This window comes from Micromonospora sp. NPDC003816 (assembly GCF_042874705.1).
Taxonomy (GTDB): domain Bacteria; phylum Actinomycetota; class Actinomycetes; order Mycobacteriales; family Micromonosporaceae; genus Micromonospora.
This window is the reverse complement of the sequence record NZ_JBIANP010000008.1, coordinates 79,657-102,250: the sequence shown is the minus strand read 5'-3', so window position 1 is coordinate 102,250 and position 22,594 is coordinate 79,657. Positions and strand designations below refer to the sequence as shown.

Genomic DNA, 22,594 nt, shown 5'->3' with positions numbered 1-22,594 from the left:
GAAAAATCCGGCGCGCTCAGACCGGACAACCGATAGGTTGCCGCCCATGGGCAGAATCCTCTCTGTCAACCTGGCCGTGCCGGAGCGAAGCACCGCCAAACGGGTCGGCATCACCGGCATCAACAAACAGCCGATCGACGGCCCCGTGGCGGTCCGCGCACCCGGCCCGAAGACCACCGGGCTGCACAGTGGACTGGTCGGTGACCAGATCTTCGACATCGAGCACCACGGCGGTGACGACCAGGCGGTGTACGCGTACGCCCGCGAGGACTACGACTGGTGGGAAGCCCGACTCGGCCGGGTGCTCCCCGGCGGAGTCTTCGGCGAGAACCTCACGACGGTCGACGTCGACGTGAACGGCGCGGTGATCGGCGAGAGATGGACCATCGGCGACGACCTCGTGCTGCAACCGACCTTCGGTCGCATCCCGTGCGTCACGTTCCAGGCCAAGATGGCCGAGCCCCACTGGCTCAAGACGTTCACCCGTGAGAACCGCCCCGGCGCCTACCTGCGCGTCCTGGCGCCCGGCGAGATCCGTGCCGGAGATGCGGTCACCGTGACGGACCGGCCGGCCCACGGCGTGACGATCGCGGACGCCTTCCGCGCCTACATGACCGCACCGGAACTCGTGCCCACGCTGCTGGCGATCGACGGTCTGCCCGACGACCTGCGGGGGGTGCTGGGCAGCCGTGTGTCAGCATCACGTCCATGTCTGAGCTGACCGTCCGGAGCATGACCGAGATCGAGTTCGGTCAGTGGTACTCCAGCCTCGTCCGCGCCTACGCCGACGAGCAGGTGGCGGCCGGGAACTGGTCCGCCGAGAATGCCCTGCAGATGGCCCGCCAGAGCAACGAGACTCTGCTGCCGGACGGCTTCGCCACCGCCGGCATGCTGTTCCTCAAGGGCGAACTCCACGACGGGACCGCCATCGGGGTGCTGTGGATCGGGCTCACCCATCCTCGGGGCATCGCTGACTGTGCATTCCTCTACGACATCGAGGTCGAGTCGGCGCACCGGGGTGCGGGATACGGACGCAAGCTGCTGGCCGCCGGCGAGGACGTCGTCCGCCGGCACGGCGTCTCGGCCCTCGAACTCAATGTGTTCGGTGACAACGACCGTGCTCGGCGGCTCTACCAGAGTTCCGGCTACCGGGTGATCACGCAGCAGATGCGCAAGACGCTGACCGACGAGCGGTGAGCGGCGCCGTGAACGGCGATGGTGGTCGCGGTCGGCCGACGCGCGGCAGGTGACGGTGCCGCTCCGGCGAAGGGGCTAGCCTACGGACATGGCGAGCGCCGAGCTGGATGAGTTGATCGTGGCGGACGCCGAGGAGCTGCGCGCGTGGTTGTCCGCCAACCATGCGACGTCGCCCGGTGTCTGGCTCGCCCTGACCAAGAAGGGCGGCACGGTCACCACGCTGACCTGGCAGCAGGCGGTCGACGAGGCGCTGTGCGTCGGGTGGATCGACGGGCAGGCCAAGAAGCGGGACGAGGAGACGTCCTGCATCCGGTTCACTCCCCGCCGGCCGCGCAGCATCTGGTCGCAGCGCAACGTGTCGCACGTGGCGCGGCTGGAGGAGCAGGGTCGGATGTTGCCCGCCGGGCGCGCCGCCGTGGAGGCCGCGAAGGCGGACGGGCGGTGGGCCGCCGCGTACGCCCCGTCCTCGGAGGCCGAGGTGCCCGAGGACCTCCTCGCCGCGATCGCCGCCGAGCCCGCCGCCCAGGCCATGTTCGACGTGCTCACGAAGACCAACCGGTACGCGCTCGTGCACCGCCTCAATTCCGTGAAGCAGGCCCGGACCCGGGAGCGGAAGATCGTCGAGTTCGTCGCGATGTTGGCCCGGCACGAGACGTTCCACCCGCAGAAGGCCACACCGCCGCAGTCGACGTCCGCCTGAGCGCCTGCTGCCGGTGGCCGGCGGCTGGGCGCACTATCGTTGCGGCGTGCGCATCCGTTTCGACATCCCCGCCGATCCCGCCTACCCCGGCCGCGTGGCCGCCGCGATGAGCAGCGACCAACTGCGCAGGTACGCCTCCGTCGGCGCGGTGCTGCTGACGGTCGGCGTGATCGGGCTGGTGGTCTCGCGGGGGTCGTCGTGGGGCGAGCAGATCACGCCGCTGTGGATGGCGATGGCCGTCGGTGGTCTGCTGGCGATGTTGTACTGGCCGTGGGTGCGGTTGCGGGCCCGGCGCCGGTCCGGCGGCTATGCCGTGGACGGCAGCTACGACATCACCGACGAGAACATCATGATGCGCAGCGGCTCGGAGTCCGGTGGCATCGCCTGGGAGGGTGTCTCCCGGGTGAAGGACACCCCCGAGTTCTGGGTCGTGTACGTCGACCGGATGCCGGCGACGGTGATCCCCCGCCGACTGATGTCCGCCGGGGACGCCGAGACGTTGCGGACCTTCATGGCCGCCCGTGGGTTGCTTCAGGACGACGCGCCCCGGCGCTGAGCCGCGCTACCCGCAGAACTCGGCGTGCAGGTCGGCGTAGGGCCGACGCCGGTCCCGGTACCGCCAGGGCCTGCCCACGACGATCTCGGCACAGCAGTGCGTCCCGGGTACGCGGGCGCGATGTGCCGGGCACTCCTCGGCCAGGGCGCGTACCTGCTCGGCTGCCAGCTCGTACGCCGTACGGCTGCCGGTGAGCACCAACGTCTCGGCGGCCACGTCCCACCGCAGATGGTCACGGAACTCCCGATGGCAGCCCCGCTCGTGCTCCGTGTCCGACAGCACGGGCCACGCGTTCCCGGGCAGGTCCACGGTGTGCGGACGTCCCGGGCCCAGCCGGGACCGGACCTGTTTCCACCGTGACGGCGGGAACGCGAGCCGGTGGTGCACCAGCACGAGGTCGAGCGGACGTCCCCACCCGCAGTCGTGACGCGCACCGGCACGGCGCAACGGAAGGTAGACGATCGTGTGCGGTGATCGGGCGGCCAGACCCCAGGCCAGGGCGAACATCGTCGCAGTGGGCGCGTCGAGGCAGAACTGGGCGCCGAGACGACCCTCGTAGAGGCCGGCGGATCCCGGCAGCCTCACCGGGCGTACGACGCGGTACTGCTGGTGCCCGAGCCGGACCGTACTGACCAGCACCCGCCAGGGGTGTCCGTCCAACCGTCGACCCACGCCCCACAGCCTCCCCGTCGCTCACCGTCCGCCCTTCGCGTCGAGCATTGTCGCCGCAGCGGCCACCGAACGGCGACGGGATTTCTACCCGGATGTCCGGTGCCCGCTGCGACGCCGGCTCAGAGGGGACCCAGGACCTCGTCGGGTGAGGCGTCCAGGGAGAGCGTTTCGAGGACCTGGAGCAACTGTCGTTCCTCGTACCGGAAATGGCTCTCCATGATCGCGGCGACACCCTCCAGGTGGCGATCCAGCTCGGCGACGGGCGCGGCCCGGTCGATGGCTGCCTGGAGGCCGCCGAGCAGGTGCGCGATCATCGAATGGTCCTGGCGGAGATAGCGCAGCACGGGCGCCAACTCCGGGTGGGCCGCCTCGATCGCCGGGAACAGTGTGGCGTCCTCGCCCCGATGGTGTCCGTCGAGGGCAGCGCAGAACCCGTGGCAGTACAGCAGCAGGTCACGGGTGGCCGCCTCGCCGGAGGTGCCGTCGGCGACCGCGGTGCGGACGAGGTCGAGCGCCTTGCGGAGGCGGGTGTGGACCTGGCGAAGCTCGTAGCTCCAGGCGACGAGCCTGGTCGTCTCGCGCTCAGTCACGCGGAGACGAAGGATGCGACGTGAACACCGTCGGTCTCCCTCGGTAGGGCGCCTCCATGCCTGACACGGTCTGCCACCGGCACGCGACGCTCACCGGAGCATAGTTCATGGGTAGCCTGCCGTCGTGATCGATCTGGTCGAACGGCACACCGTCCTCGCGGTCGTGGTCGGGTCGCGGGCGTACGGGCTGCACGGCCCGGACTCCGACCACGACCGCCGTGGGGTGTTCGTGGCACCCACCCGCGCGTTCTGGCTCCTCGACAAGCCGCCCACGCATCTCGACGGACCGGCCGAGGAACAGTTCTCCTGGGAGATGGAGCGGCTCTGCGTCCTGGCCCTGCAGGGCAATCCGACGGTGTTGGAGGTGCTCTGGTCCCCGCTGATCGAGGCGATCACGGTCGACGGGGAGGAGTTGCTGGCGATGCGGCGGGCCTTCCTGTCACGGCGGGTGGCGGAGACCTACGGCAACTATGCCCGTGACCAGCTCGACCGGGTGACGGCACGGCGGGAGCGGACCGGCGAGACGAACCACAAGCAGGCCATGCACATGATCCGGCTGCTGCTCGCCGGGGCGCACGTCCTGCGTACCGGTGAGGTCCTGGTCGATGTGCGGCACCTGCGCGAGGAGCTCCTCGCGGTGCGGCGCGGCGACCTGGCCTGGGAGTCGGTCACCGCGTGGGCCGCCGACCTACAGGCCACCCTCGCCGACGCGGCCGCTGCCACCGCGCTGCCGGAGCAGCCCGACCGGGCTGCCGTGGACCGTCTGCTGACCACGGTGCGGGAGAGGAACCTGCGATGACCGTCGACGTGCCGTCGTGGGCTGGATGCGGATCGGCTGTCTGGAGACGGACCTCGCGGTGATCGGGTGGCGTACCCGGCTGGGCTGAGTCCGGACGCCGGGTCGTCTGGCCCACCGACGACGAAGGGCAAGGAGATCTCTCCTTGCCCTTCTTAACGTATAGCGCACCGGGGGGCTTGCGGCAAGGCCCCCGGTATGCCGCAGAATCGGCCGGCCGAGGCCACAACCTGCGGAAACGGGGGCAGACGTGCGGGTGTTGATGTCGACTGACGGCAGTCCTGGTGAGGTCGGGCCAGGCCGCCCGGCGGGGTCGGAGGTGTCGCGATGACCGAGCGGTACGTGGTGGATCTTCAGGAGGTGGACGCGACGCGGCTGGCCGTGGTCGGTGGCAAGGGCGCGCATCTGGGCGAGCTGTCCCGCGTCGACGGCGTACGGGTGCCGGCCGGGTTCTGTGTGACCACGGATGCCTTCCGGCGGATCATGGCGGACGCGCCGGTCGACGCGCTGCTCGACGATCTGGCGAGGTCGGCGGCGGACGACTCGGAGGCCATCGGCACGCACAGCGCGCGGATCCGCCGGATCATCGAAGGGGCCAGCGTTCCGGCCGAGGTCACGGCCGCGATCACCGGCGCGCTCGCGTGGTACGGGGAGCAGACCGCCTACGCGGTGCGGTCCAGCGCGACGGCCGAGGACCTGCCGTCCGCGTCGTTCGCCGGACAGCAGGACACCTACCTGAACGTGGTGGGGCCGCAGGCGGTCCTGGCGCACGTCCGCCGCTGTTGGGCGTCGTTGTTCACCGAGCGGGCCGTGGCCTACCGCCGGCGCCACGGCATCGACCACCGGTCGGTGCGGATGGCGGTGGTGGTGCAGCAGATGATCTTCCCGCAGGCGTCCGGCATCCTGTTCACCGCCGACCCGGTCAGCGGCGACCGGAGGGTCGCCACCGTGGACGCCGGCTTCGGTCTCGGTGAGGCCCTGGTCGCCGGGTTGGTGAACCCGGACGTCTACCGGGTACGCGACGGCGAGATCGTCGGCAGGTCGGTGGGCACGAAGCAGTTCGCCGTGCAGGCCCTGCCGTCCGGCGGGACCGCGCAGGTGACCGTCGAGGCATCGCGGCGCACGCAGCCGGCGCTGACCGACCCGCAGGTCATGGCGCTGGTGGAGCTCGGGCGACGGATCGAGGCGCATGCCGGTCGGCCGCAGGACATCGAGTGGTGCCTGGCCGACGGCCGCTTCCACGTCGTGCAGAGCCGGCCGATCACCACGTTGTTCCCCGTCCCCGACCGCGACGACACCGACAAGCACGTCTATGTCTCGGTGGGGCACCAGCAGATGATGACCGACCCGATGAAGCCGCTGGGCATCTCGGTGTGGCAGCTGACGGCCATGGCGCCGATGTTCGAGGCCGGCGGCCGGCTGTTCGTCGACGCGATCCGCATGTTGACCGGCCCGGGCAGCGCCGCCTTCCTGGACATGATCGGCCGGGCCGACCCGTTGACCCGGGACGCGTTGCAGACCGTCCTGGATCGGGGCGACGGCGTCCCGACGGCGCCGGACGCCCCTGCCGCCGGTCCCCCGCCAGGCGCACCGCCTGCCCCGATCCCGACCGACCGGGCCGTCGTGGTCGACCTGGTCACGCGCAGCCAGACGTCGATCGCGGCGCTGCGGCGCGACATCGCGACGAAGACCGGGCCCGAGCTGTTCGACGCCCTGCTGGCGGCCTTCGAGGAGCACAAGCGTGTCCTCGCCGACCCGCTGAGCATGAAGGTGATCATGGCGGGGATGGAGGCCGCCTGGTGGCTCCACGACCGGCTGTGGGAGTGGCTGGGTGAGAAGAACGCCGCCGACACGCTCACGCTGGCCGTACCCGACAACGTCACCTCGGAGATGGGTCTGGCGCTGCTCGACGTCGCGGACGTGATCCGCCCGTACCCGCATGTGGTGACGTTCCTCAAGGGTGTCGACGACGACGGCTTCCTGGACCGGCTGCCCGAGGTCGAGGGCGGCGGCGAGGCACGCGACGCGATCGAGGCGTACCTGGACCGGTACGGGATGCGGGGCGTGGGCGAGATCGACATCACCCGGCCGCGGTGGCGCGAGCGTCCGAGCATGCTGCTGCCGGTGCTGCTGGACCACGTCCGCAACGTCGCACCGGGCGAGGCCGGGCGACGCGTGGCGAACGGGCGGCAGCGGGCGCACGAGAAGGAGGAGCAGGTCCTGTCCCGGTTGCGGGCCCTGCCCGACGGACACGACAAGGGCGACGAGACCAAGCGGATGATCGATCGGGTCCGCACCTTCGCCGGGTACCGGGAGTACCCGAAGTACGACATCGTCAGCCGCTACTACGTCTACAAGCAGGCCCTGCTGGGCGAGGCCGAGCGCCTGGTACGGGCCGGCGTGCTCGCCGAGGCGGACGACGTGCACTACCTCACGTTCGGTGAGTTCCACGAGGTGGCACGCACGCACCGGGTGGACGCCGGGCTCGTCCGGCAACGCCGGGAGGCGTTCCGCTCGTACCACGCGCTCACCCCGCCCCGGGTGCTCACCTCCGACGGTGAGGCCCTCAACGGGGCGTACCGTCGCGACGACGTGCCGGCCGGCGCCCTGGTCGGTCTGCCGGTCTCCACCGGGACCGTCGAGGGGCGCGCCCGGGTCGTCCTGGACATCGGGCAGGCCGACCTCGCACCGGGCGACATCCTGGTCACCGCCTACACCGACCCCAGTTGGTCGCCGCTGTTCCTCGGCGTCGCCGGCCTGGTCACGGAGGTGGGCGGCCTGATGACCCACGGCGCGGTGATCGCCCGGGAGTACGGCCTGCCGGCCGTGGTGAGCGTCGAGGGAGCCACCCGGTTGATCCGGGACGGGCAGCGGATCCGGGTCCACGGCACCGACGGCTACGTGGAGATCCTGCCCTGACCGGGGTCGAGGCGACTCAGGTGAGAGCGGCGACGGCGGCGTGCAGCCAGGTCGACGCCGGGGCGTGCCCGACGGGTTGCGCCGTGCCGTTGATGGTGGCGGTCAGCGAGTGGTACCTGCCGAGCAGCGCGACGTGTCGGCTCACCTGCGGACCGGGGTCGGCGGCGGCGATCTGCCGCCGCACCTCGGTCAGGTCCTGGTCGCCGCTGCGACTCGCGGCAAGCGCCACCCACCGCGTCGCCACCTGCCGGGCCTCGCGGGAGTCGACCGGTACGCCGGCCTCGGCCGCGGCCCTGGCCTGCGCGAGGATCTCGACCTGCGCCGCGACGTCCGCCTCCGCCGACGGGTCCGCCCGCTCGCGGTCCGCCGTGCTGGCGAAGGTCTCGCCGAAGAACTCGCGGACCGCCTGCCGGAAACCGGGGTCGCGCACCAGGTCGGCCAGCTCGATCCACGCGTCCAACTGCTCGCCGGTGGGGTCCGCCGGCAGCCGGGGCCGCCACGGGCGCAGGTAGTCGACGAACTCCCGCAGGTCGAGACCGTCGGTGACCTCGGCCCAGAACTCCTCCACGAGCTGCTCACGGTCGTCGTCGGACATCGACGCCAGTCGGTGCACGAGACTCACCTGCCCGGCCTCGCTGTCCTGCCGCATGACCGCCCGCAACACCGCCCGTCGGGTACGCAGGTGTCCCATCTGCCGCTCGACGAGCGCCAGATGGGCCCTCGCGAGATCCCGCACCGTGATCTCGTCGGCCAGCAACCGACGGATCTCGTCCAGCCCCGCGCCCAGGTCCCGCAGCGTCCGCACCAGTTCGAGGGCCGCCACGCCCCGCGCGTCGTAGCACCGGTACCCGGCAGCGGTGTACCCGGCAGGCGCGACGATGCCCTCGTCGGCGTAGAACCGGATGGCGCTGACACTCAGACCCGTACGCCGGGCCACATCCCCGATCGACAACCACTCGTTCATGACCACCACCTTGGCGTCTCAAGTCGCCTGAGAGTCAACAGCGGCCCCGGCAGCCGGCGCCGGCTCTAGCGGGCCAGGCGCTCCAGGAGTTCGCCGAGCAGTCCGCGTTCGCCCGGGGTGAGGTCGCCCGGGTCGTCGTCGACCAGCGCACGCAACGTCAGGGCCGCGCTGGCGCGGGTCGTGGAGGCGGCGGTGGAAGGCGTGTGCAGGACTCCGGCCAGCGCGGCCTCGCGGGCACGCCCGGACAGCCCGAAGTCCGGCTCCGGCTGGCTGATCAGGGTGAGCGTGATGCCGATGTTGGCGGCGAACAGTTGCTCGGCGGCATCGGCCGCCGGCACCTTGAGCAGGCCCCGGGCGGCGGCGGCGGTGAATCGCTCGCGCAACGCGGCGTGCGCGGGAGCGGTGACGGCGCAGGTCCTTCCCGGCTCGGCGCGGCCGTAGAGCAGCCCGTAGAACGAGGGGTGCTCCAGCCCGAACTGCACGTGCTTGTCCCAGCCACTACGCAGGTCGTCCAGCGGGTCGTCCGAATTCTCGACCGCCGTGTACTGGGTGAAGCCGTGGTTCGCCACGGCGTCGATCAGGCCCTGCTTGCTGCCGAAGTGGTGGTACAGCGTCGGGGCTTGCACCCCGGCGCGTTCGCACACCGCCCTCGTGGACACCGTGGCGCCGCTCTCCAGCAACTCGGCTGCGGCAAGGAGGAGTCGATCTCGCGCGCTCTGCATGCTTGCTACATTAGCTCATGTAGCGCTACATTGCTCGCTATAGCGGAAGGAGAAGTCCATGAGGACTTGGTTCATCACCGGTGGGACGCCCGGAGGGTTCGGCCTGGTCTATGCCGAGGCCGCGCTGGCACAGGGCGATCAGGTGGCAGTCACGGTGCGTCGGCCTTCTGAACTGCGGGAATGGGCTGCACCGTTCGGTGAGCGTGTGCTGGTGCTTCAGCTCGACGTCACCGACGCCGACCAGGTGCGCGCGGCGGTCACGACGGCAGAGGAGCGGTTCGGCGGGATCGACGTGCTCGTCAACAGCGCGGGCCGCGGCTGGTACGGCTCGATCGAGGGGGCCCCGGACGAGACCATCCGCCGCACGTTCGACCTCAACCTGTTCGCCGTGGTCGACGTGATCCGCGCGGTCCTGCCGGGCATGCGGGCACGCGGCGACGGCTGGATCGTGAACATGTCGTCGGTGGCCGGCCTCGTCGGCGCAGAGGGGTTCGGTTACTACGCGGCGGCGAAGTTCGCGATCGAAGGACTGTCGGAGACACTGCGCCAGGAGGTCGCACCGTTCGGCGTACGCGTGCTCGCCGTGGAGCCGGGAGCGTTCCGCACCAGCGCCTTCTCCTACTTCCGCGACGAGCCCGTCACCGAGACCGTCGACGCCTACGTGCCGATGGTCGAGACCGTCAAGGCGGCTTTCGTGGACGCTGACGGCAAGCAGGCAGGTGACCCTGTTCGTGGTGTGCAGGCCGTGATCAGCGCGATGAACGCTCCCGTACCACCGCACCGGATCGTGCTCGGCAACTCCGGCTACGACGTCGTCGTCGCGATGCACGAGAACGCCCTCGCGGAGCTGCGCGCGAACGAGAAGCTGTCCCGCAGCGCTGACTTCGAAGACCGGAGAACGGACATGAACGACATCACTCTCCCCCAGGCCGTCGACACCTTCGTCGCGGCCACCAACGCGCACGACGTGAACGCGCTGGCCGCAGTCTTCAGCGCCGGGGCCACCGTGCGTGATGACGGAAGGGTCTGGGCCGGCGAGGCCGAGATCCGCGAGTGGATCCAGGGGCATCTGATCAACCCCAAGATCGTGCTCACGCCGACCTCGTTCGCGGACGACCGGCTGGTGGCCTCCGGGGACGGCGACTTCCCCGGCGGACCCCTGTCCTTCTCGTTCGTGTTCGGCATCAAGGACGACCAGGTCACCGACCTCGCGATCGCCCCCCTCTGATCCGTCCCGGCTGGGGGCAGCCTGAGGTCCGCCCCAGCCGTAACCGGCGAAGGCCAACTGCTCGATCGCGCACCCGGTCTCCTCGCGCAGCCTCGCAGAGGTCGCTCGCCGCGCCGACGCCCGGCGGGCCCGCCCGCCGTGTCCAGACCGGTTCGTTCAGGTGGGCGGTGTCAGGGAGGGCGACAGGTGGGCGCGTTCGCCCTGGGCGCCGAAGAGCGTGAGCAGCTCCGCGGCCTGAGAGTCGGCGCTGCCGATCTGGTGCGGGATCCGGGTGTCGAACTCTGCGGCTTCGCCGGGGCCCAGCCGGTATTCCTGGTCACCGAGGACGAGCCGGACATTTCCGTTGAGTACGTAGAACCATTCGTACCCCTCGTGGGTCTGCAGTGTCGTCGTGGCCGACTTCCCGGCCGGTGGATAGATCACCTTGTAGGCCTGGATGCCTCCGGCACGTCTGGTCAGCGGCACGACGGTGAAGCCGGATCGCCGTACCGGCCGCAGGTGGATGCGGGGATCGCCGGTGGGCGGGGCCGCGACCAGTTCGTCGAGCGCGACGCCGTGCGCCCGCGCCAGCGGCAGCAGTTGCTCCAGTGTCGGGTGCAGTTTCCCGTTCTCCAGACGCGAGAGCGTGCTTGCGGTCAGGCCGGTCTCCGCCGCCAAGGCGGCCAGCGAGATGTTCCGGGCCTGGCGTAGTGCGTGCAGGCGCGGGCCGACGCCCGCAAGGACGTCGTGCGACGTGGCGTTCATGAACCCATCTTGCGGATCCGCAACGTTTCTCGCAAATAGGCAACGCCGCTGGTCATGCTGGCAGCGGAGGTAGGCAACCGATGCTCACATCAGCAGCAACTTCGAGATCAGCAACGCGGTGGTCGCGCACCGTCGCCGCAGGTCACGACGCGGCCACCCGGGACGACGCCGAGTTCGACCGTCAGTTCACGCACGAGACAGCCGACGTCGACGGCGTGAAGATGCACGACGTCACCGGCGGCACGGGCGAGCCGCTCGTCCTCCTGCACGGCGGGCCCCAGTCGGGGTACTCGTGGCGCGAGATCATGCCCACGCTCGTCACCACCGAGCTGGTGACCTTCTTCGCGGACGGGGCGGACCGATGACCGACGCGCTCAAGGCCGAAGCGTTCTGGGAACAGCACTACCGCGCCCGGCGCGGCGGCGGCACCGGGCACCCCAACCCGGTGTTGACAGAAACAGCCGAGACACTGCCTCCCGGCGATGCCCTCGACCTGGGATGCGGCGTCGGCGGCGACACCATCTGGCTTGCCCGGCAGGGCTGGCAGGTCACCGCTGTGGATATCTCCACCGCCGCCGTGGAAAGGGTGCGGGCACGCTCCCGACAACTCGGCATCGACGACCGGGTGACCGGCGAACAGCACGATCTGGCCCGGAGCTTCCCCCACCGGCAGTTCGACCTGATCTCCGCGCAGTACCTGCACACTCCCTTCACGCTGGATCGCGCGCGGGTACTGCGTACCGCGGCGCACGCGTTGCGTACCGGCGGTCATCTCCTGATCGTCGACCACGGCTCGACCGCACCCTGGTCGTGGAACAAGGATCCCGACACGCACTACCCCTCACCCGGCGAGACCGCAGCCGAGCTCGCCCTCGACCCGGACCGATGGTCCGTCGTACGCGCCGACACGCCGCACCGCCGGGCCACCGGACCGGGAGGCCGGACCGCCACCGTCACCGACAACGTTCTGCTCATCCACCGACATGATCGGAGAAGCTGATGTCGCCGACCGCCCGACCCAGGAGACGCAAGGACACCGGGCCCGCGTGGACCGCCCCCGGCGAGAAGGACACCCTGGTCGGCTTCATCGACTACCTCCGCAACGCGATCATGGACAAGGTCGCCGACGTACCGGAGCCCGAGGTCCGCACCGCCGGCGTACCCTCCGGCACCAGCCTCCTCGGGCTGATCAAACACGTGACCGCCGTCGAGAGGTTCTACTTCCTCGAAGAACCGATCACCAACATGCGCCGCACGTTCCAGCCCACTCGGGACGACACCGTCGACGGCCTGCTCGCCGGCTACCGGGCGACGATCGCGCAGGCGAACCAGGTCATCGACACCTGGACCGATCTGACCCAGCCGGCACCCCGGCCGCCCGGCCGCGACGCCCTGCCGCCGTCGCAGCGATGGGTGCTGGTCCACATGATCGAGGAGATCGGACGCCACGCGGGGCACGCAGACATCATCCGCGAGAGGATCGACGGTTCCACCGGCCGCTGACAGCCACTGCGGCCAGTCCCGATCCCGTCCAGGCCGATCTGGAACGGCGCTCGAAGCGGATCTGAAGACAGGTGGCGGGCCGGCTCCCTGGAGGATCCGGCCCGCCCATGTCGAGGTGTCACTGCGCTAGCGGGTGGCACAGATGACGGCGGCGATCGGCGCGGGCAACGGGTACACCTGCTCGACCGGCAGCCGGGCGACGGCAGCCCGGTCGTCGCCGGCACGCACCAGGTCCCGGACCTGCCGCACGTCGGCGGTGACGTCGCGGATGGCCACCACCCAGTCGTCGACGTACCCGGCGACGGCCGGACCGGAGAGCCCCACCTGCAACGACCGGTACGGCAGCGCCGCCAGGCGCAGGGACCGTTCCGGATCCCACTGCACCCGTACCGGGCTGGTCTTGAGCTGCCGCGACCAGGCCGTACGGTCGGCGTGCACCTCCGGGTCGTAGTGACTGAGGCAGGCCCGCTCCAACGCCCACTCGAAACCCTCGCGGCGCAGGTCCACGGCGAGCACCCGCTCCTGGCCCTCCTTGGTGGCCCAGCCGCAGCGGTACATCATCCACAGGAACGACGGCTTGATCCACGTCATCCGTTCCCGCTTGAACGGGGCCACGAAGCGACCCGCCGCCACCGCCGGCTCCGCGATCTGCGGAGAATACGCCTGGTAGACGGTGATGGTGTCGGCCGAGTATCGGGCGCGGATCTGACGCAGGGGTACGGACATCCGCCGATCGTCGCCGACCCACCCGAGCACGAGCCACCGAATTCGGCGGCGCGAACCGTCACATGGAGAAGCGGTTCACCCGCTCGGGACGCAGCACGATGCGGACCACTCCCCCGCTGCGCCACTCGTCGACCAGGCTCTGACGCGCCGGATCGCTCATGTCGTAATACCGCTCGGCGAGCCGGGTCGCCAACTCCACGCCACCGTCGTCGTGCAACGTGACCGGGCCCTCCACCGACACCCAGTGCTCGGGCTCGCCGGTCGGTGCGGCCACGACCACGGAGGCTCGGGGCCGCTCCCGGATCCGGTCCAGCTTCGGCGCGTCCGGCGGCGAGAACATCTGCAGATCCCCGTCGTCGGTGACCTCGAACCACACCGGGCGCGGCGCGGGCCAGCGGTCGCCCCGGGGCGCCACGGTGAGGAAGGCGTGCAGCGGCCGGGCGAGCAGGGCGAGATCCTCGTCGCGGAACATGACCACCAGCCTAGGACCGGTGGCGTACGCCCGCAGGCTTCTGCCGTCGGCGAAGAATCTTGGCGTGCCGCGTACGCCGCTGCTTGGCTCGTGGACATGGAGATGCTGGTGTTGGGCGGCACGGCGTGGCTCGGGCACGAGGTCGCCCGGCAGGCGGTCGACCGGGGGTACGCCGTCACCTGCCTGGCCCGGGGCGAGAGCGGGACGGTACCGCCCGGCGCGGTCCTGGTGGCCGCCGACCGGGGCGATCCCGGCGCGTACGACGGGCTGCGCGACCGTGACTGGGACGCCGTCGTCGAGGTGTCGTGGCAGCCGCGCTTCGTGCGGGAGGCGCTGCGGGCCCTGGGTGGCCGAGCCGGGCACTGGAGTTACGTCTCCTCGGTCAGCGCCTACGCCGACCACGACACCCCCGGCGCCGACGAGTCGGCGCCCACGCTGCCCGCCACGAACCGCGACACGGTCGACCGCGAGGAGTACGGCGAGGCGAAGGCGGCCTGCGAACAGATCACCACGAGCGAGGTGGGCAACCGCGCCCTGGTGGCCCGCGCCGGGTTGATCGGCGGTCCGGGCGACCACAGCGGCCGGACCGGCTACTGGGTCGCCCGCGCCGCCCGCGACCCCGACACACCGCTGCTCGTACCGCGTGATCCCGACCTGTCGACCCAGGTCGTCGACGTCCGCGACCTGGCCGCCTGGCTGCTCGACAGCGCACGGGCCGGCACGGTCGGCACGTTCAACGCGGTCGGCCCGGCCGTACCCTTCGCCGAATGGGTCGCCCGGTCCCGGGCCGTGGCCGGCCACACCGGTCCGCTCGTGCACGCCGACCCCGCCTGGCTGGTGGCGCAGGGAGTGGCCGAGTACATGGGTCCGGAGTCGCTGCCGCTGTGGATCGCCGACCCGGCCGCACGCGGTTGGGCGGCCCGCAGCGGCGCGGCGGCCGAGGCCGCCGGTCTCCGCCACCGCCCGCGTACCGACCTGCTGGCCGACACCCTCGCCTGGGAACGTGCCGAAGGGCTGCACCGGGACCGCCGCGCCGGGCTGAGCAGCGCCCGGGAAGCCGCGCTGATCGACGCCTTGCGGGGTGTCGCCGGATGAGCGGCGCCTCCGTGCGGGGCGTCGCTCGCAGAGCGGCTTCCGGCTCCCTGGTCGACGGTGGCGGTCAATGCCGCCCGAGGAGGTCACCCACCTCGGTCCGGGACGAGACGCCCAGCTTCCGCAGGATGTTCGACACGTGCACGGCGGCGGTCTTCGGTGAGATGTAGAGGCGCCGGGCCAGCTCGGTATTGGTCAGCCCGTCGCTGATCAGTACTGCCACCTCCCGCTCGCGGGGGGTCAGGGCGGTCGGACCTGTGACCGCGGGTATCGCGTCGACCGGCACCATGCCCAGTTGGGCGCGGACGTGGGCGAGCTGGGCCACCCGCCAACCACGCCACTCGGCCAGCAGGGGTGCGGCGGCCTCCACCTGCGCGGCGGCCTCCTCGCGCTGGTCGTTGGCGAGCAGACACCGGGCGGCGCCGACGCGTACGGTGCCACGGGTCGCCGGCACCAGAATGTGGGCGTCGGCGATGGACAGGTAGCCGGCCAGCGCCTCGACGTGCTGGCCGCGTGCCTCCGCGAGCTGAGCGTCGACGAGCGTCCGGTAGGCGTCCCAGACGTTGGCATCGAGTAGCGCGGCGGCCATCTGGTCGAGCCGGTGCGTCGGCAAGCCGATGTGCAGCGCGGCAGAGATCAGATCGTGGGCCGTCTCGTTGCTGCGCCACGGCTGCTCGGACAGGGCCGTGGTGAGTTCCTCCAGGCGCGCTTCGGCGCGCGCGAGGTCGCCGCGACGACAGGCGAGGTGGAACGCGAGGCTGGGAACCGTCGCCGGCCAGTTGTCGGGCAGCGCCGCCAGGTCCGTGACGAGCTGCTCGGTGTGGTCCAGCTCGCCGGCCTCCAGATAGAGCCCGGCGAGGAAGACCCCGTGATAGTCGGCCCAGCGGCCGCGGCGCCGGTAGCTGCGGTCCTGCTCGCGCCCCTCCTCCAGCGCCCCGGTGGCGGCGCGCAGGTCGCCGGCCCGCACCGCGAGCCGGGCTCGGCCCTGGAAGTAGGTGGCCACCGCGAGTGACTCGAAGCCGGCTCGCTCGGCGTCGACCCGCATCCGCTCCAGGGTTTCGGCCTGCTCGGTCGGCGAGGTGGGTGGCTCGCCGTGCACCAGGGCGTCGAGGGCTCGGGCCGCCAACACCCACTCGCCCGCCTCTTCGGCCTCGTCGACGAGAGCGGACAGGATCTTGCGGCCGTCGGCGGCGCTGTGCGGGCGCTCGACAAGCGTCGCACCCTTCTCGACCAGCGCGGCCAGGCGTACGGCTGGCAGGTCGAACTGCTCCGCCAGCGCCAGCGCACGGTCGGACCAGAGCAGCACGGCGTCGCAGTCGCCGCGCAGGTACGCCGACTGGGCGATCGCGGTCATCGCCCGCGCCTGGTCGGCGCCGGGGGGAAGCTGCGCGATCAGGGTCCCGATGTCGTGCGTCAGAGCGCGCATCTCGTCGGTCTCGCGGGACTCCCACGCGATGCGGACCAGCAGGTACAGCGACTCGGCAAGGTCGGTCGTGGTGTCGGCGAGGTCACGCCAGCGCCGGCCGTATCGCAGGGCGTCATCCAGCAGTCCGGCCAACCACGCCGCTCGTGCGGCCGAGGCGAGCAGGTCGGTGGCCTCGGGCACCTCGTCCAGGCCCATCTCCGCCAGTTGCAGGGCCTGGTAGGCGGAGCCGATGGAGAGGTAGAACTCAGCGCCGCGACGGGCCGCCGCGATCATGTCGTCGTACCGGCCGGCGCCACGGGCGTGGTGCGCCACCATGGCCGGGTCGGAGGCACCACCGTTCAGGAGTACGTCGAGTGCCCTCTCGTGTAGCCGGCGGCGCTGCCGGCCGAGCATCTGGTCGACGATCGCCTCGCGCACCAGTGCGTGCCGGAACGCGAACTCGTCGTCGCCGGACTCGACCAGGACGCCCCGGGTGACCAGGTCGCGTAACACGGCGATGAGCTGGTCCTCGCCCACACCGGTCACGTCGGCGAGCAGGTCGAACGGGATGCGGTGGCCGAGCACGGTGGCCGCCTCGACGATGCGGTGGCTGACCGGGTCGAGGTCGTCGACCTGTCGGCGTAACACCTCGGCGAGACTCCACGGCAGCGGTTGCGCGACCAGCGCCTCCACGTCGTTCCCGGGCAGCGCACGCAGCAACTCCTCCAGGAAGAACGGGTTGCCGCCGGTGCGGTGGTGCAGTGCCGCCACGGCGCGCACCGGCGCCGGAGCGCCGGTGGCCGCCGCCAGCAACGCCGCGGTCTGTGCGGGGGTGAGACGGTCCAGGCGGACGTGGGTGACGGTGTGCCGGCGTTCCATCCGGGCCAGCAGGCCCGCCACCGGTTTGCGACGGGTCACCTCGTCCGGCCGGTACGTTCCGATGAGCAGCCGTGGCCCGCGCTGGTCGGCGATCCGCTCGAACAGCGCCGCGCTCTCCGAGTCGGCCCAGTGCAGGTCCTCGAAGACGATGACCGCAGGGGAGTCGCCGATCAGGTCGGCCAGGATCGCGAGGCCGGTGTGCAGGCGCTCGACCGGGCTGCGCCGCGGGTCCGCTAGTGCCGCGAGCTGCTCCTCGTCGCTGCCTGGACGGCCGTCGATGGCGCCCAGGAGCACCTCGTACGGCCGGGACAGCGAGCCGGGTTCCGCCTGGCCGACCAGCACCACGGTCTCCGCCGACACGGTGGTCAGCAGCTCGTGCACCAGCCGGGTCTTTCCGATGCCCGGCTCGCCTGCGATGAGCGCAACCGCCGGCTCACGCGCCGAAGCGAGCTGCGCCAACCGGCGCAGCTCGCTGTCCCGCCCGATCATCACTGGGCTGGCACCGCCGCGGATGGTTCGCACGACGTGAGGTTACCGGCGGGCTGGCCACGGACGGCCGGGGTGTCACGGGCCCGGCGGGCCCGGCGGGCGGTGGTGAGTAGGCGCTCGCTGTCGGCCTCGGCGATCAGTTCGCGGCGACGATCGTTCGCCAGAGCCAGCATCGTGCCCGGGTCCATCAACATGGCTTGTCTCCTTGTCAACCGCTGATGGATCAATCGTCGGTTGACACCGGTGCGGCCACATCGGGCAACACGTACCTATCTTCACTGCTCACCGGGGTTTAGCGGAGTGCGCGGGCCGCCTAGGCATACCTAGTGCCTGCACGCTTCAGGGCCGTCCACCCGTGGAGGTCACCGGATGCGGGGGCATCGGCGGCTGCCGCGTGCCTGGTGGTCGGCATCGTTGCTGCGGGCGCCGTGGGTAGACAGAATCGTGCCCCCGACGGGTCCGTCGGGGGCACGAGGTGTGTCAGGCGTACGCGGTCAGGCGTCCAGGGTGCCGGCCGCGCGGCCCTCGTGAAGGGTGAGGTTGCGGCCGTCGGACGGGTCGAACAGGTGGATCTTCTCCAGGTTGAACCAGACCCGCCGGTTCTCCCCCTCGGTCACCGTCGACTCGGCCGACAGGCGGGTGACCAGGTTCGATCCGCCACCGGCGAAGTCGGCGGCACCGGTGTCGGCGGCCAACTCCTCCAGCTCGGCGGCGGTGGCCCGCTCCCCCTCGACGGTCAGATAGACGTACTTGTCCGAACCCATCGACTCGACGATGTCCACCGGCGCCTCGAACTCCATGCCCCGGCGGCGGGTCTCGTCGTCGATCAGTTCGGCGTCCTCGAAGTGTTCCGGCCGGATGCCGAGGATCAGGTCCCGGGAGGCGTCGGCGGCCTCCAGTTCGCGGCGGATCCGGTCGCCGATCGGCACGTCACCCAGGGCGGTACGCAGGGTGCCCTGTTCGATGGTGGCGGGCAGGAAGTTCATCGACGGGGAGCCGATGAACCCGGCCACGAAGAGGTTGTTCGGGTTCTCGTACAACTCCTGCGGCGGGCCGACCTGCTGGACCGCCCCACCTCGCATGATCACCACGCGGTCGCCGAGGGTCATCGCCTCGGTCTGGTCGTGGGTGACGTAGACGGTGGTGGTGCCGAGCTTCTTCTGCAGGCGGGACACCACGGTCCGCATCTGCACCCGCAGCTTGGCGTCCAGGTTGGACAGGGGCTCGTCCATCAGGAACGCCTTGGGCTGACGGACGATCGCCCGACCCATCGCGACCCGCTGCCGCTGCCCACCGGAGAGGTTGGCCGGACGCCGGTCCAGCAGCGACGTCAGTTCGAGGACCTTGGCCGCCTCGTCGACCTTGCGGTTGATCGTCTCCTTGTCCAGCTTGGCCAGCCGCAACGGGAACGCCATGTTCTCCCGCACGGTCATGTTCGGGTACAGCGCGTAGGACTGGAACACCATCGCGATGTCCCGGTCCCGGGGGGCCTTGTCGTTGACCCGTTCACCGCCGATGCGCAGGTCACCGGAGCTGATGTCCTCCAGCCCGGCGATCATGTTCAGGGTGGTGGACTTGCCGCAGCCGGAGGGACCGACCAGGATCACGAACTCGCCGTCGGCGATCTCCAGGTCGACGTCCCGTACCGCTGTGGTGCCGTCCGGGAATTTCTTGCTCACCTTGTCGAGCACGATGTCAGCCACGAGTAATCACCTATCCCTTGACGGCGCCGGAGGTCAGGCCGGAGACGATGCGGCGTTGGAAGAAGAGGACGAACAGGATGATCGGTACGGTGATCACCACGGCGGCCGCGCAGATCGCCCCGGTGGGGTCCTCGAACTGCGACTCGCCGGTGAAGAACGACAACGCCACCGGCACCGTGCGCGAGCGTTCGGTGGAGGTCAGCGAGATGGCGAACAGGAAGTCGTTCCAGCAGAAGATGAAGACCAGGATCGCCGTGGTGAAGACCCCGGGTGCGGCGAGTGGGGCGATGACGCGCCGGAACGCCTGGCCCTGGGTGGCGCCGTCCATCTTCGCGGCCTTCTCCAGATCCCAGGGGACCTGCTTGAAGAACGCGGACAGCGTGTAGATCGCCAGCGGCAGCGCGAAGGTGATGTACGGCAGGATCAACCCCGGCCAGGTGTCGAAAAGCCCCAACTGCCGTTCGATCTCGAACAGCGGCGAGACCAGCGACACCTGCGGGAACATCGCGATCAGCAGGGCGACGCCGACGAGCAGGCGCTTGCCGGGGAAGTCCAGCCGGGCGATCGCGTACGCGGCCATGGTGCCGAGCACGACGGCGATCGTGGTGGCGATCAGCGCGATGCCGATGGAGTTGATCAACGCGCGGACGAACTGGTCGGTGGCGAAGATGTTGCGGTAGTTCTCCAGCGTCCATTCGCGCGGGATGAAGTTGCCGTCGGTGAGCGTGGCCGGCGTCTTGAACGACAACGACATGATCCATAGCACCGGGATCAGGGCGAACACGACCACGATCGTGTTCATCACGCCCCACTGGAGCTTGGCCTTGGTGGTGTCAGCCATCTCAGCGCCTCTCCCCGTCGTCACTGCCGGGGGCAGCGGTACCGAACAGCTTCACGAAGATGAACGCGATGATCGCCACGGCGATGAAGATCAGCACCGACATGGTCGAGCCGATGCCGAGGTTCAGGCCCCGGATCAGGTTGTTGTAGGCGATCATCGACACCGACGAGGTCTCGTTGGCCCCGTTGGTCAGCACATAGATGTTGTCGAAGACCCGGAACGCGTCGAGGGTGCGGAACAGCAGGGCGACCAGGATCGCCGGCTTCATCACCGGCAGCATCACCTTGGTGAACCGCTGCCACGCGGTGGCTCCGTCCGTGGAGGCCGCCTTGAGCAGGTCCTCCGGCACCAGCGCCAACCCTGCCATCAGCAGCAGCGCCATGAACGGCGTGGTCTTCCAGATCTCCGCCAGCATGATGATCGCCAGCGAACTGGCCCGTTCGGTCAACGGTGCGCCGTCGGAGAAGAGGTTGGCCAGATAACCGGTGCCGGGGGTCCACGCGTACCGCCAGGAGAAGGCGGCGACGACCGTGACGATCCCGTACGGGATCAGGGCCGCCGTCCGCACGATGCCCCGGCCGACCAGCGTCCGGTGCATGACCAGCGCGAGCCCCATGCCGAGCACCAGTTCCACGGCGACGGTGACCACCGTGATCAGCATCGTCACGCCGAACGCGGTCCACCAGAAGTCGTTGGTCAGCACGGTGACGTAGTTGTCCAGGCCGACGAACTCCCGCTCGTCGGGGAAACGCAGGTCGAAGCGCTGCAACGACAGCCACACCGAATAGAGGATCGGATAGCCGGTCACCGCGACCATGACCAGCGCGGCCGGCGCGCACAGCAGCCAGCCCAGTTTCCGTTCGGCCCGCTTGTTCTCGCTCAGCGGGGCCTTACCGGAACGACGGGACCGCTGCGCGGGCACCGATCGGGCCGCGTCGGTCGTCTCGTCGACCGTGTCGGTGCCGCTCGTCGTGGTTCGCTCGGTCACGGCAGAACCCCCCTCGACTCCAGCGCGTCCGCGATGGCGTCGCGCAGCTCGTCCGCGGTCGCGGGCGGGTCGATCGCCGACGGCGGCGACAGGATCGCCGACATCACCGTCGAGATGCTCTGGTACGCCGGAGTCAGCGGCCGGACCGCCGGGTCCTGCAACTGTTCGAGGATGGTCTCCTTCATCGGGTACGCCTCGTCCATCTCCGGGTCGTCGTACACGCTCTCGATGGTCGGCGGCACGCCGTCGTTGATCGCCGAGAACTTCTGGCTCTCCGCGTTACGCAGGCACTTGGCCGCCTCGAAGGACTCCGCCGGGTGCTTCGAGTGCGAACTGACCGCGAGGTTGATCCCGCCGATGGTGACCCGGCCCGGCGTGCCCTCGTCGATGCCGGGCACCCGCGCCCAGGCGACCTGCTCGGCCAACTGCGGGTTGGCCTCCTGCATCGCCGGATAGACGAACGGCCAGTTGATCTGGAAGGCGCCGTTACCGGCCTGGAAGTCCAGCCGTACCGGGTCCTCCATGGCGTTGCTGAACGACGACGAGGTCACCCCGGAGGTGGCGAAGTCGCGGAGCTGCTCCAGCGCCCGCACGGCACCCTCGTCCATCGCGGCCTCGGTGCCCTCGGCGTTGAGGATGTTGCCGCCGGCACTGGCGACCAGGGTGTTGTAGAGCACCACCAGGCCCTCGTACTGGGCACCCATGGTCAGCACCTGGTGCGGCTGGCCCTGCTCCTTAAGTCGCTGCGCCATCTGGATCATCTCGTTCCAGGTGGTCGGCGGCTCGGGCACCAGGTCCTTGCGGTACCAGAGCAGCTGGACGTTGGTGTTCTTCGGCGCGCCGTAGAGCTTGTCCTCGTGCCGCGCGGTCTCCAGCGGCCCCTCCAGGGTGCCGTCCTCGACCTCGGCCCGGTCCTGCCCGGTCCATTCCAGGACCCACTTCGCGCCGGCGAACTCCTGCGTCCAGGTGACGTCGAGACCGAGCACGTCCATGCCGTCGTCGTTGGCCGCGAGCCGGCGCACCATCTGCACCCGCTGCTCGTCGGCCTCGCGCGGCAGCACCCGGTAGTCGATCCGGTACCGGCCACCGGCCTGCGTGTTGCACTGGTCGACCACCTGCTGGAAGTTCTGCTCCGGCGGGTAGTAGAGGTTGATCGTGGGCACCCCACCGTCGTCGCCGGAGGCGCACGCGGCCATCGGTGCCAGCAACGTCAGCGCGGCGGTCGCCGCCGCGACACGTGCCCGAGGTCGGCGTCTGCTCATACCGGCACTCCGCCGCGCTCCGGGCCGCCGCCCGGCACCACGACGCCGGGCCTGCTGTACGGCTGATCCATGACCCCTCCCTCGGTCTCGACCAACAGCCGGGGAGAAGGTCTCGTGCCCCGGCGCACGACGACACGGCCAGGGCT

At 70.5% G+C, this 22,594-nt stretch carries 24 protein-coding genes; 11 read left to right on the top strand and 13 right to left on the bottom strand.

Annotated features, from left to right (window positions below; genetic code table 11):
* The first annotated feature begins 46 nt into the window (after nucleotides 1–46).
* From ACFYTT_RS23670 to ACFYTT_RS23655, 4 genes are all read left to right on the top strand, one after another.
* Nucleotides 47–721 carry an MOSC domain-containing protein gene (locus ACFYTT_RS23670; RefSeq protein WP_387262261.1) on the top strand — a complete coding sequence of 225 codons (675 nt, stop codon included), beginning with the start codon at nucleotides 47–49 and terminating at the stop codon, nucleotides 719–721.
* Nucleotides 709–1,197 (top strand): GNAT family N-acetyltransferase, encoded by a 489-nt coding sequence (locus ACFYTT_RS23665; RefSeq protein ID WP_387262259.1) that lies wholly within the window; start codon nucleotides 709–711, stop codon nucleotides 1,195–1,197. Before ACFYTT_RS23670 ends, ACFYTT_RS23665 begins: the two co-directional genes overlap by 13 nt.
* Nucleotides 1,198–1,285: 88 nt before the next feature.
* A complete protein-coding gene (locus ACFYTT_RS23660) occupies nucleotides 1,286–1,897 on the top strand; it encodes a YdeI family protein (RefSeq protein WP_131051103.1) in 612 nt (203 codons plus the stop codon).
* A gap of 46 nt (nucleotides 1,898–1,943) precedes the next feature.
* Nucleotides 1,944–2,453: a YcxB family protein gene (locus ACFYTT_RS23655; protein ID WP_131051104.1), complete on the top strand. Its 510-nt coding sequence runs from the start codon at nucleotides 1,944–1,946 to the stop codon at nucleotides 2,451–2,453.
* 6 nt (nucleotides 2,454–2,459) lie between these two features.
* Here the strand turns inward: ACFYTT_RS23655 and ACFYTT_RS23650 are convergent, their stop codons facing one another.
* Nucleotides 2,460–3,125, bottom strand: coding sequence for a hypothetical protein (locus ACFYTT_RS23650; RefSeq protein ID WP_387262257.1), 666 nt, complete (start codon nucleotides 3,123–3,125; stop codon nucleotides 2,460–2,462).
* Nucleotides 3,126–3,244: 119 nt separating this feature from the next.
* Entirely contained in the window at nucleotides 3,245–3,715 is a 471-nt protein-coding gene (locus tag ACFYTT_RS23645; protein WP_131051106.1) for a hemerythrin domain-containing protein, read from the bottom strand.
* Nucleotides 3,716–3,839: 124 nt separating this feature from the next.
* Between ACFYTT_RS23645 and ACFYTT_RS23640 the strand changes: the two genes are divergently transcribed.
* Nucleotides 3,840–4,514 carry a DNA polymerase beta superfamily protein gene (locus ACFYTT_RS23640; RefSeq protein ID WP_387262254.1) on the top strand — a complete coding sequence of 225 codons (675 nt, stop codon included), beginning with the start codon at nucleotides 3,840–3,842 and terminating at the stop codon, nucleotides 4,512–4,514.
* 324 nt (nucleotides 4,515–4,838) lie between these two features.
* Complete coding sequence (rph, locus tag ACFYTT_RS23635) at nucleotides 4,839–7,430, top strand: rifamycin-inactivating phosphotransferase (RefSeq protein ID WP_387262251.1); 2,592 nt, start codon at nucleotides 4,839–4,841, stop codon at nucleotides 7,428–7,430.
* 16 nt (nucleotides 7,431–7,446) lie between these two features.
* On the opposite strand, the gene ACFYTT_RS23630 is transcribed toward rph, so the two are convergent.
* Nucleotides 7,447–8,394, bottom strand: a complete 948-nt coding sequence (locus ACFYTT_RS23630; RefSeq protein WP_387262249.1) for a MerR family transcriptional regulator — start codon at nucleotides 8,392–8,394, stop codon at nucleotides 7,447–7,449.
* Nucleotides 8,395–8,459: 65 nt separating this feature from the next.
* Nucleotides 8,460–9,116, bottom strand: a complete 657-nt coding sequence (locus tag ACFYTT_RS23625; RefSeq protein ID WP_357215506.1) for a TetR/AcrR family transcriptional regulator — start codon at nucleotides 9,114–9,116, stop codon at nucleotides 8,460–8,462.
* A 58-nt stretch (nucleotides 9,117–9,174) separates the two neighbouring features.
* On the opposite strand from ACFYTT_RS23625, the gene ACFYTT_RS23620 reads away from it, so the two are divergent.
* Nucleotides 9,175–10,344 carry an SDR family NAD(P)-dependent oxidoreductase gene (locus ACFYTT_RS23620; RefSeq protein WP_387262246.1) on the top strand — a complete coding sequence of 390 codons (1,170 nt, stop codon included), beginning with the start codon at nucleotides 9,175–9,177 and terminating at the stop codon, nucleotides 10,342–10,344.
* Nucleotides 10,345–10,500: 156 nt separating this feature from the next.
* Here the strand turns inward: ACFYTT_RS23620 and ACFYTT_RS23615 are convergent, their stop codons facing one another.
* Nucleotides 10,501–11,088: a helix-turn-helix domain-containing protein gene (locus ACFYTT_RS23615; protein WP_387262243.1), complete on the bottom strand. Its 588-nt coding sequence runs from the start codon at nucleotides 11,086–11,088 to the stop codon at nucleotides 10,501–10,503.
* 80 nt (nucleotides 11,089–11,168) lie between these two features.
* Between ACFYTT_RS23615 and ACFYTT_RS23610 the strand changes: the two genes are divergently transcribed.
* From ACFYTT_RS23610 to ACFYTT_RS23600, 3 genes are read left to right on the top strand one after another with little or no spacing between them, the layout of a single operon-like run.
* A complete protein-coding gene (locus ACFYTT_RS23610) occupies nucleotides 11,169–11,453 on the top strand; it encodes a hypothetical protein (protein ID WP_201272258.1) in 285 nt (94 codons plus the stop codon).
* Nucleotides 11,450–12,088, top strand: coding sequence for a class I SAM-dependent methyltransferase (locus tag ACFYTT_RS23605; RefSeq protein WP_387262240.1), 639 nt, complete (start codon nucleotides 11,450–11,452; stop codon nucleotides 12,086–12,088). The genes ACFYTT_RS23610 and ACFYTT_RS23605 overlap by 4 nt, the downstream gene beginning before the upstream one ends.
* On the top strand, nucleotides 12,088–12,591 hold the full coding sequence (locus ACFYTT_RS23600) for a DinB family protein (RefSeq protein ID WP_131051113.1): 504 nt from the start codon (nucleotides 12,088–12,090) through the stop codon (nucleotides 12,589–12,591). Before ACFYTT_RS23605 ends, ACFYTT_RS23600 begins: the two co-directional genes overlap by 1 nt.
* A 126-nt stretch (nucleotides 12,592–12,717) precedes the next feature.
* Here the strand turns inward: ACFYTT_RS23600 and ACFYTT_RS23595 are convergent, their stop codons facing one another.
* Nucleotides 12,718–13,317, bottom strand: a complete 600-nt coding sequence (locus ACFYTT_RS23595; protein WP_387262237.1) for a DUF4291 domain-containing protein — start codon at nucleotides 13,315–13,317, stop codon at nucleotides 12,718–12,720.
* Between the two features lie 58 nt (nucleotides 13,318–13,375).
* Entirely contained in the window at nucleotides 13,376–13,789 is a 414-nt protein-coding gene (locus tag ACFYTT_RS23590; protein WP_387262234.1) for a pyridoxamine 5'-phosphate oxidase family protein, read from the bottom strand.
* Between the two features lie 96 nt (nucleotides 13,790–13,885).
* Here ACFYTT_RS23590 and ACFYTT_RS23585 point away from each other — a divergent pair, with 96 nt between their 5' ends.
* Complete coding sequence (locus ACFYTT_RS23585; protein ID WP_387262231.1) at nucleotides 13,886–14,884, top strand: NAD-dependent epimerase/dehydratase family protein; 999 nt, start codon at nucleotides 13,886–13,888, stop codon at nucleotides 14,882–14,884.
* 64 nt (nucleotides 14,885–14,948) lie between these two features.
* On the opposite strand, the gene ACFYTT_RS23580 is transcribed toward ACFYTT_RS23585, so the two are convergent.
* The 6 genes from ACFYTT_RS23580 to ACFYTT_RS23555 all read right to left on the bottom strand — a co-directional run bounded on the left by ACFYTT_RS23580 (nucleotide 14,949) and on the right by ACFYTT_RS23555 (nucleotide 22,448).
* Entirely contained in the window at nucleotides 14,949–17,687 is a 2,739-nt protein-coding gene (locus tag ACFYTT_RS23580) for a helix-turn-helix transcriptional regulator (protein ID WP_387262228.1), read from the bottom strand.
* Nucleotides 17,654–17,848, bottom strand: coding sequence for a hypothetical protein (locus ACFYTT_RS23575; protein WP_176094549.1), 195 nt, complete (start codon nucleotides 17,846–17,848; stop codon nucleotides 17,654–17,656). The genes ACFYTT_RS23580 and ACFYTT_RS23575 overlap by 34 nt, the downstream gene beginning before the upstream one ends.
* 300 nt (nucleotides 17,849–18,148) lie before the next feature.
* Nucleotides 18,149–19,357, bottom strand: a complete 1,209-nt coding sequence (locus tag ACFYTT_RS23570) for an ABC transporter ATP-binding protein (protein WP_176094550.1) — start codon at nucleotides 19,355–19,357, stop codon at nucleotides 18,149–18,151.
* 10 nt (nucleotides 19,358–19,367) lie between these two features.
* Nucleotides 19,368–20,198: a carbohydrate ABC transporter permease gene (locus ACFYTT_RS23565; protein ID WP_131054661.1), complete on the bottom strand. Its 831-nt coding sequence runs from the start codon at nucleotides 20,196–20,198 to the stop codon at nucleotides 19,368–19,370.
* Nucleotide 20,199: 1 nt separating this feature from the next.
* A complete protein-coding gene (locus ACFYTT_RS23560; RefSeq protein WP_176095912.1) occupies nucleotides 20,200–21,120 on the bottom strand; it encodes a carbohydrate ABC transporter permease in 921 nt (306 codons plus the stop codon).
* A gap of 62 nt (nucleotides 21,121–21,182) precedes the next feature.
* Nucleotides 21,183–22,448 carry an ABC transporter substrate-binding protein gene (locus tag ACFYTT_RS23555; protein ID WP_176094552.1) on the bottom strand — a complete coding sequence of 422 codons (1,266 nt, stop codon included), beginning with the start codon at nucleotides 22,446–22,448 and terminating at the stop codon, nucleotides 21,183–21,185.
* Between the last annotated feature and the right edge of the window lie 146 nt (nucleotides 22,449–22,594).